This is a genomic window from Streptomyces sp. Q2 (assembly GCF_056820935.1).
The window spans coordinates 181,706-194,725 of the sequence record NZ_JBXEJE010000004.1 but is presented as its reverse complement, the minus strand read 5'-3'; the positions used below and the strand labels follow the sequence as shown (position 1 = coordinate 194,725).

The 13,020-nt window shown below is 69.8% G+C and carries 15 protein-coding genes; 10 read left to right on the top strand and 5 right to left on the bottom strand.

Annotated features, from left to right (window positions below; genetic code table 11):
* Window positions 1-86 precede the first annotated feature (86 nt).
* Together ACWBNA_RS06745 and ACWBNA_RS06740 are read left to right on the top strand one after the other, a co-directional pair.
* Window positions 87-419 (top strand): hypothetical protein, encoded by a 333-nt coding sequence (locus ACWBNA_RS06745; protein ID WP_482703284.1) that lies wholly within the window; start codon window positions 87-89, stop codon window positions 417-419.
* Between the two features lie 98 nt (window positions 420-517).
* Window positions 518-1,624: an amidohydrolase family protein gene (locus tag ACWBNA_RS06740; protein ID WP_468654062.1), complete on the top strand. Its 1,107-nt coding sequence runs from the start codon at window positions 518-520 to the stop codon at window positions 1,622-1,624.
* 44 nt (window positions 1,625-1,668) lie between these two features.
* Here ACWBNA_RS06740 and ACWBNA_RS06735 read toward each other — a convergent pair whose 3' ends face one another.
* The 4 genes from ACWBNA_RS06735 to ACWBNA_RS06720 all read right to left on the bottom strand — a co-directional run bounded on the left by ACWBNA_RS06735 (window position 1,669) and on the right by ACWBNA_RS06720 (window position 5,316).
* On the bottom strand, window positions 1,669-2,676 hold the full coding sequence (locus tag ACWBNA_RS06735) for a COX15/CtaA family protein (protein WP_482703283.1): 1,008 nt from the start codon (window positions 2,674-2,676) through the stop codon (window positions 1,669-1,671).
* A gap of 55 nt (window positions 2,677-2,731) precedes the next feature.
* Window positions 2,732-3,517, bottom strand: a complete 786-nt coding sequence (locus ACWBNA_RS06730; protein ID WP_482703282.1) for an ABC transporter permease — start codon at window positions 3,515-3,517, stop codon at window positions 2,732-2,734.
* Window positions 3,514-4,437 (bottom strand): ABC transporter ATP-binding protein, encoded by a 924-nt coding sequence (locus ACWBNA_RS06725; protein WP_383865086.1) that lies wholly within the window; start codon window positions 4,435-4,437, stop codon window positions 3,514-3,516. Before ACWBNA_RS06725 ends, ACWBNA_RS06730 begins: the two co-directional genes overlap by 4 nt.
* An 81-nt stretch (window positions 4,438-4,518) precedes the next feature.
* A complete protein-coding gene (locus ACWBNA_RS06720; RefSeq protein WP_482703281.1) occupies window positions 4,519-5,316 on the bottom strand; it encodes an AAC(3) family N-acetyltransferase in 798 nt (265 codons plus the stop codon).
* 160 nt (window positions 5,317-5,476) lie between these two features.
* Between ACWBNA_RS06720 and ACWBNA_RS06715 the strand changes: the two genes are divergently transcribed.
* From ACWBNA_RS06715 to ACWBNA_RS06680, 8 genes are read left to right on the top strand one after another with little or no spacing between them, the layout of a single operon-like run.
* Window positions 5,477-6,220 (top strand): helix-turn-helix transcriptional regulator, encoded by a 744-nt coding sequence (locus tag ACWBNA_RS06715; protein ID WP_482703280.1) that lies wholly within the window; start codon window positions 5,477-5,479, stop codon window positions 6,218-6,220.
* A complete protein-coding gene (gene sufB, locus ACWBNA_RS06710; protein ID WP_053755568.1) occupies window positions 6,217-7,638 on the top strand; it encodes a Fe-S cluster assembly protein SufB in 1,422 nt (473 codons plus the stop codon). The genes ACWBNA_RS06715 and sufB overlap by 4 nt, the downstream gene beginning before the upstream one ends.
* Window positions 7,639-7,698: 60 nt before the next feature.
* Entirely contained in the window at window positions 7,699-8,880 is a 1,182-nt protein-coding gene (gene sufD / locus ACWBNA_RS06705) for a Fe-S cluster assembly protein SufD (RefSeq protein WP_482703279.1), read from the top strand.
* Window positions 8,880-9,209: a non-heme iron oxygenase ferredoxin subunit gene (locus tag ACWBNA_RS06700; protein WP_383865099.1), complete on the top strand. Its 330-nt coding sequence runs from the start codon at window positions 8,880-8,882 to the stop codon at window positions 9,207-9,209. Before sufD ends, ACWBNA_RS06700 begins: the two co-directional genes overlap by 1 nt.
* Window positions 9,210-9,216: 7 nt before the next feature.
* The gene (sufC, locus tag ACWBNA_RS06695) at window positions 9,217-9,981 is read left to right on the top strand and encodes a Fe-S cluster assembly ATPase SufC (protein ID WP_482703278.1); all 765 of its coding nucleotides are present in this window, start codon (window positions 9,217-9,219) and stop codon (window positions 9,979-9,981) included.
* Window positions 9,978-11,234, top strand: coding sequence for a cysteine desulfurase (locus tag ACWBNA_RS06690; RefSeq protein WP_482703277.1), 1,257 nt, complete (start codon window positions 9,978-9,980; stop codon window positions 11,232-11,234). Before sufC ends, ACWBNA_RS06690 begins: the two co-directional genes overlap by 4 nt.
* A gap of 16 nt (window positions 11,235-11,250) precedes the next feature.
* On the top strand, window positions 11,251-11,715 hold the full coding sequence (gene sufU / locus ACWBNA_RS06685) for a Fe-S cluster assembly sulfur transfer protein SufU (RefSeq protein ID WP_482703276.1): 465 nt from the start codon (window positions 11,251-11,253) through the stop codon (window positions 11,713-11,715).
* Window positions 11,712-12,044 (top strand): metal-sulfur cluster assembly factor, encoded by a 333-nt coding sequence (locus ACWBNA_RS06680; protein ID WP_020130530.1) that lies wholly within the window; start codon window positions 11,712-11,714, stop codon window positions 12,042-12,044. The genes sufU and ACWBNA_RS06680 overlap by 4 nt, the downstream gene beginning before the upstream one ends.
* Before the next feature lie 54 nt (window positions 12,045-12,098).
* Here the strand turns inward: ACWBNA_RS06680 and ACWBNA_RS06675 are convergent, their stop codons facing one another.
* On the bottom strand, window positions 12,099-12,926 hold the full coding sequence (locus ACWBNA_RS06675) for an AbfB domain-containing protein (RefSeq protein WP_482703275.1): 828 nt from the start codon (window positions 12,924-12,926) through the stop codon (window positions 12,099-12,101).
* Between the last annotated feature and the right edge of the window lie 94 nt (window positions 12,927-13,020).

Below are 13,020 nucleotides of genomic sequence, written 5' to 3'. Positions count from 1 at the left end.
GGGGGGGGGGGGGGGGGGGGGGGGGCCCCCCCCCCCCCCCCCCCCGCCCGTCGCCGTTTGATCTACCCGTCGGTAGCATCCTGGCCATGGCAGACACGCAGCAGGTGGACCCGAAGGCCGAGCGCAAAGTGACCCGGCTCGCCAAGCAGATCAGCGGCTTCTCCAAGGCGCACGGCGGCGCCGAGGGCCAGATCGCCTACCTCGGGGAGCGCGGCGCCCGGATCGTGCTCGTCGGCGAGGACGGCGCCTGGGGCGACGTGGTCGCCCCCTCGTACGCCCTCGCCGAGCAGGCGGTGGACAAGGCCGGGATCACCGTCCACGAGGACTTCGACGGTGAGTTCGCGGCCAAGGTGAAGACGGGCCCGTACGAGTGGAGCCGCATGGCGGGAATCCAGGTGGGCGGCCCGTCCAACGACTGATCTTTCGGCGATTCGCACGGGGTGTGTACGCCCAACACCTGATGCCCGGTTCACCCGTTAGGACCTGAGAAAGCCAGAGTCCGAGATGGGGAGTCGGGATGATCGAAACGCCGTCCCTCGTGGACCAGTACTGTCACGGCGTCCTGAGAACGGAGCTGGGCCTCGGCACCTTCGAGGCCCAGCTGGCCCGGACCGAGGGTCCGCCCGCGCCGGGCACGACCCTCTTCGACACGCAGACCGGGTTCGCCTTACGCCGCTGGTGCCCCCCGCTGCTCGGTCTGGAGCCGCACTGCCCGCCCGCCCGGTATCTCGCCCGGCGCCGTGAACTCGGCGTACTGGAATCGGGCCGCAGGCTGCTGCGCGGCAGCGGGATCACGACGTATCTGGTCGACACCGGGCTGCCCGGCGACCTGACCGGGCCCGTGGAGATGGCCTCCACCGCGGAGGCTCAGGCCCGCGAGATCGTGCGGCTCGAACTCCTCGCCGAGCAGGTCGCCGACACCTCGGGCACCGTCGAGTCCTTCCTCGCCAACCTCGCCGAGTCGGTGCACGGCGCCGCCTCGGGTGCCGTGGCCTTCACCTCCGTGGCGGGCGTCCGGCACGGACTCGCGCTCGCGCCCGAGCCCCCGGGACCGGGCGAGGTGCGCGGCGCCGCAGGCCGCTGGCTCGCCGGACGCCGGGTCGGCGGCGAGCTGAGCGACCCGGTGCTGCTGCGGCACCTGTTGTGGATCGCGGTCGCCTCCGGCCTGCCGCTCCAACTGCACGCCGGACTGGGCGAACCGGGGCTGCGCATCGACCGTACGGATCCGGTGCTGCTCACGGACTTCGTCCGGGCCACGGCGGGCCTGGGCACGGACCTCGTGCTGCTGCACGGCTACCCGTACCACCGGCACGCGGCCCACCTCGCCGGGGTCTTCCCGCACGTGTACGCCGACTCGGGCGCCGCGCTGGTACGGACCGGGGCCCGCGCCGCCACCGTCCTCGCGGAGATCCTGGAGCTGGCCCCCTTCGGGAAGATCCTCTTCTCCAGCGGGGCACAGGGCCTGCCCGAGCTGCACGTCGTGGGGGCGCGGCTGTTCCGGGAGGCGCTGAGCCGGGTGCTGGGCACCTGGGTGGCCGAGGGCGCGTGGTCGCTGGCGGACGCCCAGCGGGTGGCGGGACTGATCGCGGCGGGGAACGCCAGGCGGGTGTACGGGCTGGAGTGAGCCGGTGAGCGTGGGCTACGGCCGTACGCTCACGTTCCGCTCGCTCACGCCCGGGTCAGCGTCGCCTCGCTCGAAGGGCCCGGCACATCGGCCACTGCCTGCGCCCGTTCCCGCAGGGACAGCAGCACACGCAGCACCGCGATCCACACCAGGGCCGAGCCGAGCATGTGCAGGCCGACCAGGAACTCGGGAAGGTCGGTGAAGTACTGGACGTAGCCGATGACGCCCTGCGCGAGCAGGATCAGGAAGAGGTCGCGGGTGCGCGCCAGGGGCACCTTCGGGGCGTCGACCGCCTTGAGGACGAACCACAGGGCGAAAGTCAGCGACACCACGATCCAGGCCAGTACCGCGTGCACCTTGCTGACGGTCTCCCAGTCGAGCGGCATCCGCTCGACCTCGCTGGAGTCGCCCGCGTGCGGTCCCGCGCCGGTGACCACCGTGCCGACCAGGATCAGCAGGACGGCGGCGGCGACCAGGAACCACACCAGTTGCTGCACGGACCTGCCGACCAGCGGGCGGGGCGTCCCGTCGCCTTCCCTGGCGCGCTGCCACATCACCGTGGCGACCGCGATCAGGGCGGACGTCGCCACGAAGTGCGCCGCGACCGTGTACGGGTTGAGGCCGACCAGGACCACGATGCCGCCGAGGACCGCGTTGCTCATCACGATCCAGAACTGCGCCCAGCCCAGCCGGGTCAGACCGCGCCGGTACGGCTTCTCGGAGCGCGCCGCGATGATCGCCCAGCCGACCGCGGCGCACAGCACGTACGTCAGCATGCGGTTGCCGAACTCGATGGCACCGTGGAAGCCCATCGCGCTGGTGGTGGTCAGCGAGTTGTCGGTGCACTTGGGCCAGGTCGGGCAGCCGAGCCCGGACCCGGTGAGCCGCACGGCACCGCCGGTGACCACGATGAGCACCGACATGACGAGTGCGGCGAGCGCCGCCCGCCGGACCGTGCGGGGGGTCGGGGTCCAGCGTGCGGCGATGAAGGCGAGCGGGTTGCGGACGGCCGCTACGGCGTCGGCGCGGGTCACTTTTGGCACGCGTCCCATCGTAGGGGGCCGCTTGTGCACGCTTTCACGAGGGTCCCCGGAGGTGCCTCGCGACCTACTCCCAGCGGAAGAACCGCCCCGCCGCCGCCAGCCCCACGACCGCCCACACGGCGAGGATCCCCAGGTCGCCCCACGGCATCCCGGCACCGTGCTGGAGCACGTCCCGCAGCCCGTCGGACAGCGCCGAGATCGGCAGCAGTGCGAGCACGTCCTGGGCGCCGGAGGGGAACTTGTCCAGCGGCACGATCACCCCGCCGCCCACCAGCAGCAGCAGGAAGACCAGGTTGGCGGCGCCCAGCGTGGCCTCCGCCTTCAGCGTGCCCGCCATCAGCAGACCGAGCCCCGAGAAGGCGGCCGTCCCGAGGGCCAGCAGAAGCAGTACGGCGAAGGGGTTGCCGTGCGGCGACCAGCCCAGGGCGAAGGCGATCACCGTCAGCAGGACGACCTGGAGGACCTCCGTGACCAGCACGGCCAGCGTCTTCGCGGCCATCAGGCCCCAGCGGGGGAGGGGGGAGGAGGCGAGGCGCTTGAGGACGCCGTACCGGCGCTCGAAGCCCGTGGCGATGGCCTGTCCGGTGAACGCCGTCGACATCACGGCGAGCGCGAGGATGCCGGGGGTCAGGAAGTCGACGGCCTCGCCGGCGCCCGTGTCGACGATGTCGACCGAGCTGAACAGCACCAGCAGCAGCGTGGGGATGACCACGGTCAGCAGGAGTTGCTCGCCGTTGCGCAGGAGCATCTTCGTCTCCAGCGCGGCCTGCGCCCCGATCATGCGGGGGAGCGGAGCGGCACCCGGCCGCGGCGCGTAGGTACCGGTGGTGCCGGTGGTGCCGGTGGTCATGAGCGCAGCTCCTTGCCCGTGAGCTCCAAGAACACGTCTTCGAGGGTGTGCCGTTCGACCGAGATCTTCTCCGGCATCACCCCGTGCTGCGCGCACCAGGAGGTGACCGTCGCGAGCAGTTGGGGGTCGACCTTGCCGCCGATCCGGTACGAGCCCGGCGTCAGCTCCGCGGCCGTGCAGTCCGCCGGGAGCGCCTTGAGCAGGGACCCGACGTCCAGGCCCGGCCGGCCGCTGAAGCGCAGGGTGTTCTCGGCGCCGCCGCGGCACAGCTCCTCCGGGGAGCCCTGGGCGATGACCCGGCCCGCGTCGATGATCGCGACGTCGTCGGCGAGCTGCTCGGCCTCGTCCATGTGGTGGGTCGTGAGGATCACGGAGACGCCGTCGGCGCGCAGGTCCCGCACGAGGTCCCAGGTGGCGTGGCGGGCCTGCGGGTCGAGGCCGGCGGTGGGCTCGTCCAGGAACGCCAGTTCGGGGCGGCCGACGACCGCCATGGCGAGCGCGAGCCGCTGCTGCTGGCCTCCCGACAGGCGCCGGTAGGTCGTCCGGCCGCAACTGCCGAGGCCCAGGCGCTCGATGAGCGCGTCCACGTCCAGGGGGTGGGCGTGCAGCTTGGCGACGTGCCGGAGCATCTCGTCGGCCCGCGCGCCCGAGTAGACGCCCCCGGACTGCAGCATCACGCCGATCCGGGGGTGCAGCTGTCGCGACTGTCTCACCGGGTCGAGCCCCAGGACGCGCACCGTGCCCGAGTCCGGCTTCCGGTACCCCTCGCAGGTCTCGACCGTCGTCGTCTTGCCCGCCCCGTTGGGGCCGAGTACGGCGGTGACGCCCGCCTTGGCCACCAGGTCGAGGCCGTCCACCGCGGTCTTCCTGCCGTACCGCTTCACCAGGGCCTGGACCTGGACCACGGGCTCACTTCGCATGGGTCCAGAGTCTAGGTTCGTGAACGGAGGCCCTGACCGGCGGGTACGAGATCTCCACCTGGGGCCCGGACGGACCGGGCCTCAGATCTCCTCCTCGCGCGGCCGGTGCACCGCCAGCCACCGCTGCGCGTAGGCCACCGCGTCCGCCACGGGGAACAGCCGTACGTCGGCGGCGCCCACCTTCGCGCGTACGACGGGGCGGTCCCGTTCGAAGTCGTGGCCCAGCTCGTCGAACCGGTCCGAGTCGATCGACACCTCGGTGACCACCTCCCAGCCCGCCGCCCCTGGGCGGCCCACCTTCACACGCGGCGCCGGTATGCGGTACTCGGCCAGGTGGAAGCTGGTGCAGGTGTCGTATCCGGTGCCCAGCAGCAGTACCCGGGCGTCGAGCGCCTCAAGGCGGGCCAGCGGGCTGCGTTCGCCGAGCCTGCAGTCGGGGGCGTGCCCGTCGGTCACCTCCGCCGCGCGCGGGCCGAGGGCCGCGAACGAGGTCTGGGGGTGCGCGCTGCGCAGGGCGCCGGGCCACGTCCGGACGGTCTCCGGGATCACCCCGAGCCCGCGGGTGGGGGTGATGAGCGGGTCATAGGCGGGCATGGTGGCCCGAATCGTGTCCCACCAGGCCTCGGGCACCGGCGGGCGGCCCCAGTGCGCCGGGTCCGAGAGGTCGCTGGACTGGGCGGGGACCACCAGGGTGCCGTCCGGACCGAGCGCGTCGAGAAGGGCCTGGACGGCCGCGACGGCTCCTCCGCAGACCCAGCCGAGTGAACTGAGGGAGGAGTGGACGAGGAGGGTTTCGCCGGGTTCGACACCCAGGGCGCGCAGCTGGGCCGCGAGGGCGTCCCGAGTGACAAGAGGGCCGGTGGGAGGGGGTGTGGGCATGGGCGGGAGTGTCCCGGACGGTGCTGGTCGGCGCCACCGATTTGATCGATCAAAGATCGTTTCCGCAGGTCAGATTAGGTAAGCCTAAGTGACGCAGGGCACCGTCGAGCGGCGCGGACCCCGCTTGCCTGCCTCAGAGGAATTACGCAACAATGGCGTTGTGAAATACGTCGGCGAGGCTCGGGAGACCCCCAAGGGGGCCCCGCAGGAGGAGCTAGCGACCGGTGAGCGCTCGACGCGCAACCGGGTCGCGCGGTCCATCCTGGATCACGGGCCGTCGACCGCCACCGAGCTGGCCGGACGGCTGGGACTCACCCAGGCGGCCGTACGCCGGCATCTGGACGCGCTGGTCGCCGACGATGTCGTGGAGGCCCGGGAACAGCGGGTGTACGGAGCGCGCACGCGCGGCCGGCCCGCCAAGGTCTTCGCACTCACCGACTGCGGCCGCGACGCCTTCGACCAGTCCTATGACAAGCTCGCCGCGGACGCCCTGCGCTTCATCCAGGAGCGGTTCGGCGGGGACGAGGCGGTCGTCGCCTTCGCCCGCGCCCGGATCGCCGAACAGGCCACGGCCTACCGCAAGGCCATCGAGGCCGCCGCACCCGAAGAGCGGACGGAAGCGCTGGCCAAGGCCTTGAGCGCGGACGGGTACGCTGCTACGGCGCGAAGCGCACCGGTCGGCGAGCAGCTCTGCCAGCACCACTGCCCGGTGGCCCACGTCGCGGAAAAGTTCCCGCAGCTCTGCGAGGCGGAGACGGAGATCTTCTCCCAGCTGCTCGGCACGCACGTCCAGCGACTGGCGACCATCGCGCACGGCGACGGCGTCTGCACGACGTTCATCCCCAAGATTTCCCACAGCACCGATATCGCATCTGCAAGCACGGCCGGGAGGAACCCCGCATGACTCTCCCCACGGAGACTGCCCACCCCGAGCTCGAGGGCCTGGGCAAGTACGAATACGGCTGGGCCGACTCCGACACGGCCGGCGCCTCTGCCAAGCGCGGCATCAACGAGGACGTCGTCCGCGACATCTCCGCGAAGAAGAGCGAACCGGAGTGGATGACCAAGCTCCGTCTCAAGGGCTTGCGTCTGTTCGGCAAGAAGCCCATGCCGAACTGGGGCTCGGACCTGTCGGGCATCGACTTCGACAACATCAAGTACTTCGTACGCTCCACGGAGAAGCAGGCGGAGTCCTGGGAGGACCTGCCCGAGGACATCAAGAACACGTACGACAAGCTCGGCATCCCCGAGGCGGAGAAGCAGCGCCTCGTCGCCGGTGTCGCGGCCCAGTACGAGTCCGAGGTCGTCTACCACCAGATCCGCGAGGACCTGGAGGAGCAGGGCGTCATCTTCCTTGACACCGACACGGCCCTGAAGGAGCACCCGGAGCTCTTCAAGGAGTACTTCGGGACCGTCATCCCGGTCGGTGACAACAAGTTCGCCTCCCTGAACACCGCGGTGTGGTCGGGCGGCTCCTTCATCTACGTGCCGCCGGGCGTGCACGTCGAGATCCCGCTCCAGGCCTACTTCCGCATCAACACGGAGAACATGGGCCAGTTCGAGCGGACCCTGATCATCGTCGACGAGGGTGCCTACGTGCACTACGTCGAGGGCTGTACGGCTCCGATCTACAAGTCGGACTCGCTGCACTCCGCGGTCGTCGAGATCATCGTCAAGAAGAACGCCCGTTGCCGTTACACGACCATCCAGAACTGGTCGAACAACGTCTACAACCTGGTCACCAAGCGCGCCGTGGCGTACGAGGGCGCGACCATGGAGTGGATCGACGGCAACATCGGCTCCAAGGTCACGATGAAGTACCCGGCCGTCTACCTGATGGGCGAGCACGCCAAGGGCGAGACCCTCTCCATCGCCTTCGCGGGCGAGGGCCAGCACCAGGACGCCGGCTCCAAGATGGTCCACATGGCGCCGAACACCTCCTCCAACATCGTCTCCAAGTCGGTGGCGCGTGGCGGCGGTCGTACGTCCTACCGCGGTCTCGTCGAGATCGGCGAGGGCGCCCACGGCTCCAAGTCGAACGTGCTGTGCGACGCGCTGCTCGTCGACACCATCTCCCGCTCCGACACGTACCCCTACGTGGACGTCCGCGAGGACGACGTGTCCATGGGCCACGAGGCGACCGTCTCCAAGGTCTCCGAGGACCAGCTCTTCTACCTGATGAGCCGTGGTCTGACCGAGTTCGAGGCGATGGCCATGATCGTGCGCGGCTTCGTCGAGCCCATCGCGAAGGAACTCCCCATGGAGTACGCCCTCGAACTCAACCGGCTGATCGAGCTGCAGATGGAAGGCGCGGTCGGCTGACGCCCGCCCTCCGGACCAGCTAGCGAATTTCTGACGTAGGAAGAGAGCAGACCGACAGCCATGGCTGAGGCTCAGAACATCCCCGTGGGCTCCACCACCGCGGGCCAGATCGCGGTGGCCGCCGAGTCGACCGTCGCCACGCGCATGAGCGCGCCCCCGTCCTTCGACGTGCAGGACTTCCCGGTCCCGCACGGCCGCGAGGAGGAATGGCGGTTCACGCCGCTGGAGCGGCTGCGCGGGCTGCACGATGGCACCGCGGTCGCCACCGGCGACGGCCTGAAGGTCGCCGTCGACGCCCCCGAGGGCGTCGTCGTCGAGCTCGTCGGCCGTGACGACGCCCGCCTCGGCAAGGCGGGCACCCCGGTGGACCGCGTCGCCGCCCAGGCGTACTCGGCGTTCGAGAAGGCCGGTGTGATCACCGTCCCCAAGGAGACGGTCCTCACCGAGCCGATCCGCATCGCCGTGCACGGCGAGGGCGGGACCGCCTACGCCCACCAGGTCGTCGAGCTGGGTGCCTTCGCCGAGGCCGTCGTCGTCATCGACCACACCGGTGACGCCGTGCTCGCCGCCAACGTCGACTACATCCTGGGCGACGGTGCCAAGCTGACCGTCGTCTCCGTCCAGGACTGGGACGACAAAGCCGTGCACGTGGCCCAGCACAACGCGCTGATCGGCCGGGACGCCACCTTCAAGTCGTTCGTGGTCACCTTCGGCGGTGACCTCGTCCGCCTGCACCCGCGCGTGGCCTACGCCGGCCCCGGCGGTGAGGCCGAGCTGTTCGGCCTGTACTTCACCGACGCGGGCCAGCACCAGGAGCACCGCCTCCTCGTCGACCACAACACCCCGCACTGCAAGTCGAACGTCGCCTACAAGGGCGCGCTCCAGGGCGAGGGCGCCCACGCGGTGTGGATCGGCGACGTGCTCATCGAGGCCACGGCCGAGGGCACCGACACGTACGAGATGAACCGGAACCTCGTCCTCACGGACGGCGCCCGGGTCGACTCGGTGCCGAACCTGGAGATCGAGACCGGCGAGATCGTCGGCGCCGGCCACGCCTCGGCGACCGGCCGCTTCGACGACGAGCAGCTCTTCTACCTGATGGCCCGCGGCATCCCCGCCGGCGAGGCCCGTCGCCTGGTGGTCCGTGGCTTCTTCGCCGAGCTCGTCCAGAAGATCGGTGTCGACGACATCGAAGAGCGCCTTCTCGTGAAGATCGACGAGGAGCTGGAGGCGTCGGTCTGATGACTGCCCCGTCGACGTTCGTACGCGCCTGCGGGCTGAGCGAGCTGGAGGAGGACACCCCGAAGCGGGTGGAACTCGACGGCACGCCGGTCTCGGTCGTGCGTACCGAGGGGGAGGTGTTCGCGATCCACGACATCTGCTCGCACGCGAACGTCTCGCTCTCCGAGGGCGAGGTGGAGGACTGTCAGATCGAGTGCTGGCTGCACGGCTCCAGCTTCGACCTCCGCACCGGCAAACCGTCCGGCCTGCCCGCGACGCGCCCCGTCCCCGTATATCCCGTAAAGATCGAAGGGGACGATGTGCTCGTCTCCCTTTCCCAGGAGTCCTGAGGCACCCATGGCAACGCTTGAAATCCGAGACCTGCACGTCACCGTCGAGGTCGAGAACGGCACGAAGGAAATCCTCAAGGGTGTCGACCTCACCGTGAAGCAGGGCGAGACGCACGCCATCATGGGCCCCAACGGCTCCGGCAAGTCGACGCTCGCCTACTCGCTCGCGGGTCACCCCAAGTACACGATCACCGGCGGAACCGTCACCCTCGACGGCGAGGACGTCCTGGAGATGTCCGTCGACGAGCGCGCCCGCGCGGGACTGTTCCTGGCGATGCAGTACCCCGTCGAGGTCCCCGGCGTCTCGGTCTCCAACTTCCTGCGCACGTCCGCCACCGCCATCCGTGGCGAGGCCCCCAAGCTGCGGACGTGGGTGAAGGAGGTCAAGGAGACCATGCAGCGGCTCAACATGGACCCGGCCTTCGCCGAGCGCAACGTGAACGAGGGCTTCTCCGGCGGTGAGAAGAAGCGCCACGAGATCCTCCAGCTCGAGCTGCTCAAGCCGAAGGTCGCGATCCTCGACGAGACGGACTCCGGTCTGGACGTCGACGCGCTGCGGGTCGTCTCCGAGGGCGTCAACCGCGTCCGTGAGACCGGCGAGGTCGGCACCCTGCTGATCACGCACTACACGCGCATCCTGCGCTACATCAAGCCCGACTACGTGCACGTCTTCTCCGGCGGCCGGATCGTCGAGTCCGGCGGCGCCGAGCTCGCCGACAAGCTGGAGAACGAGGGCTACGAGGCTTACACGAAGGGTGGAGTATCCGCGTGACACAGCTGCCGGGCCTCCTCGACACCGAGGCGATCCGTAAGGACTTCCCCATCCTGGACCGTCTGGTCCACGACGACCGGAAGCTCGTCTACCTGGACAACGCGGCGACCTCGCAGAAGCCGCGCCAGGTACTGGACGCCCTGAGTGAGTACTACGAGCGCTACAACGCCAACGTCCACCGCGGTGTGCATGTGCTCGCCGAGGAGGCCACGGCGCTGTACGAGGGCGCGCGCGACAAGGTCGCCGCGTTCATCAACGCGCCGAGCCGCGACGAGGTGATCTTCACCAAGAACGCCTCCGAGTCGCTCAACCTCGTGGCGAACATGCTGGGCTGGGCCGACGAGCCCTACCGCGTGGACCACGAGACCGAGATCGTCATCACGGAGATGGAGCACCACTCCAACATCGTGCCGTGGCAGCTGCTCGCGCAGCGCACGGGCGCGAAGCTGAAGTGGTTCGGCCTGACCGACGACGGCCGGCTCGACCTCTCCAACATCGACGAGATCATCACCGAGAAGACGAAGATCGTCTCCTTCGTGCTGGTGTCGAACATCCTGGGCACGGTCAACCCGGTCGAGGCGATAGTGCGCCGCGCGCAGGAGGTCGGCGCGCTGGTCTGCATCGACGCCTCGCAGGCCGCGCCGCACATGCCGATGGACGTGCAGGCCCTGCAGGCCGACTTCGTGGCCTTCACCGGCCACAAGATGTGCGGTCCGACCGGCATCGGCGTGCTCTGGGGCCGCCAGGAGTTGCTGGAGGACCTGCCCCCGTTCCTGGGCGGCGGCGAGATGATCGAGACCGTGTCGATGCACTCGTCGACGTACGCTCCCGCCCCGCACAAGTTCGAGGCGGGCACCCCGCCGATCGCGCAGGCGGTCGGTCTGGGCGCGGCGATCGACTACCTGTCGTCGATCGGCATGGACAAGATCCTCGCCCACGAGCACGCGCTCACCGAGTACGCGGTGAACAGGCTCGGCGAGGTGCCGGGCCTCAGGATCATCGGCCCCACCACGGCCGAGGACCGCGGCGCGGCGATCTCGTTCACGCTCGGTGACATCCACCCGCACGACGTGGGCCAGGTCCTCGACGAGCAGGGCATCGCGGTACGCGTGGGTCATCACTGCGCACGCCCCGTCTGCCTGCGGTACGGAATTCCTGCGACCACGCGAGCGTCGTTCTATCTGTACTCCACGCCGGCCGAGATCGAGGCTCTGGTCGACGGGCTGGAGCACGTACGGAACTTCTTCGGCTGAGGGGCTGGCTGGAATCGTGAAGCTGGATTCGATGTACCAGGAAGTCATCCTGGACCACTACAAGCACCCGCACGGGCGTGGTCTTCGGGATGGCGACGCCGAGGTGCACCACGTCAACCCGACGTGCGGCGACGAGATCACGCTGCGCGTGAAGTACGACGGTACGACCGTCAGCGACGTCTCGTACGAGGGTCAGGGCTGCTCGATCAGCCAGGCCTCGGCCTCGGTGCTGAACGACCTGCTGGTCGGCAAGGACCTGGCGGACGCGCAGAAGATCCAGGAGACCTTCCTGGAGCTGATGCAGTCCAAGGGCCGGATCGAGCCCGACGACGCGATGGAGGAGGTGCTGGAGGACGCGGTCGCGTTCGCCGGTGTCTCCAAGTACCCGGCGCGGGTGAAGTGCGCTCTCCTGAGCTGGATGGCGTGGAAGGACGCGACGGCCCAGGCGCTGGGAGCCGACGCCGAAAGGAAGACGGCATGAGCGAGACCCTTGAGATGAAGCCGGCCTCGGAAGAGGAAGTCCGCGAGGCCCTGTACGACGTCGTCGACCCCGAATTGGGCATCGACGTCGTCAACCTCGGCCTGATCTACGGCATCCACATCGACGACGCGAACATCGCGACGATCGACATGACCCTGACCTCGGCGGCCTGCCCGCTGACCGACGTCATCGAGGACCAGGCCAAGTCCGCCACGGACGGCCTCGTCAACGAGCTGCGCATCAACTGGGTCTGGATGCCCCCGTGGGGCCCCGACAAGATCACGGACGACGGGCGGGAGCAGCTGCGGGCGCTCGGCTTCAACGTCTGAGATCCACGAGCCGGTGCGAACGGCGACGCCTTCGGGCGTCGCCGTTTCTCGTGCTCAGGCCAGGGGGGCCACCAGCCGGAACGCCGAGTCCGACTGGTACAGACTGCTGTGCTGGTACGACTCCAGGCGCAGTGTGAAGTCGTTGTGGCGCAGGAAGCGGCCCGGGAAGTTGACCGACTCCAGCATGATCGCGCCGGACACCGGTGAGGTGCGGGGGCAGAACGTGGCGTCCTGCTTGAAGAGGGACGAGCCGTCGTCGCGGTCCGCGCGCAGGACGAAGTCGCGGTGGCGGAGATACTTGCCGTCGGCCGTGGCGAAGGACTGGCAGGAGCTGTCGGCCAGGCCCTTGACCACCTTGAACGTGGAGTCCTCGCGGGATTCCGAGCCGCCGACCGGGTCGAGCCGCACCAGGCCGCCGCTGATGTGCCAGTAGCGGTCGGGGTAGTTGACCGAGCGGACCGAACGCCATGTCGTCGAGGGCTTCGGGGCGGCCGAACTCGGGCTCGGCCTGGGGGACTCGGCGGGAGGGGCGGGCGGGTTCGCGGAGGCCGAGCCCTGTGGTTCGGGGGCGCTCGTGGTCGTCCGGGCGGACGGTGACGCGCTCTTGTCGCCGGATCCCGAGGTGCCCGTCGTGGACGGGGTGGCGTAGGAGATCAGACCGGGTCCGCTCGGGTCCGCGGCGGCCGCCTGGTCCGGGGCGGGTGACGGATCGTCAGTGGGGTGCTGGGTCACGGTCACCGCCGTCACGCACGCGGCGACCGTGGCTATCGCCAACGCGCCGGCCAGCCAAAGGCGTCGTGTCCCCGGCACCCGGGTGGTGTCCGGGGACCAGCCGCTCTCCCATGGCTGGTTCTGAGGGGGCCGGGACTTGCTTCGTGGCATGCGCGATTCCTCCGGCGGGCGCCTGGGGCGACGGCTGCGGCCGAGACGGGGAAGTAGGTGAACGGTGAAACACTAGTGGAGCCGGTGAGCTCCT

Excerpts from the sequence above, each read along its gene's own strand:
- sufB (WP_053755568.1), top strand. The coding sequence starts at position 6,217 with ATGACTCTCCCCACGGAGACTGCCCACCCCGAGCTCGAGGGCCTGGGC.
- sufC (WP_482703278.1), top strand. The coding sequence starts at position 9,217 with ATGGCAACGCTTGAAATCCGAGACCTGCACGTCACCGTCGAGGTCGAG.
- ACWBNA_RS06745 (WP_482703284.1), top strand. The coding sequence starts at position 87 with ATGGCAGACACGCAGCAGGTGGACCCGAAGGCCGAGCGCAAAGTGACC.
- ACWBNA_RS06735 (WP_482703283.1), bottom strand. The coding sequence starts at position 2,676 with ATGGGACGCGTGCCAAAAGTGACCCGCGCCGACGCCGTAGCGGCCGTC.
- ACWBNA_RS06730 (WP_482703282.1), bottom strand. The coding sequence starts at position 3,517 with ATGACCACCGGCACCACCGGCACCACCGGTACCTACGCGCCGCGGCCG.
- ACWBNA_RS06720 (WP_482703281.1), bottom strand. The coding sequence starts at position 5,316 with ATGCCCACACCCCCTCCCACCGGCCCTCTTGTCACTCGGGACGCCCTC.
- sufD (WP_482703279.1), top strand. The coding sequence starts at position 7,699 with ATGGCTGAGGCTCAGAACATCCCCGTGGGCTCCACCACCGCGGGCCAG.
- ACWBNA_RS06700 (WP_383865099.1), top strand. The coding sequence starts at position 8,880 with ATGACTGCCCCGTCGACGTTCGTACGCGCCTGCGGGCTGAGCGAGCTG.
- ACWBNA_RS06675 (WP_482703275.1), bottom strand. The coding sequence starts at position 12,926 with ATGCCACGAAGCAAGTCCCGGCCCCCTCAGAACCAGCCATGGGAGAGC.
- ACWBNA_RS06740 (WP_468654062.1), top strand. The coding sequence starts at position 518 with ATGATCGAAACGCCGTCCCTCGTGGACCAGTACTGTCACGGCGTCCTG.
- ACWBNA_RS06725 (WP_383865086.1), bottom strand. The coding sequence starts at position 4,437 with ATGCGAAGTGAGCCCGTGGTCCAGGTCCAGGCCCTGGTGAAGCGGTAC.
- ACWBNA_RS06680 (WP_020130530.1), top strand. The coding sequence starts at position 11,712 with ATGAGCGAGACCCTTGAGATGAAGCCGGCCTCGGAAGAGGAAGTCCGC.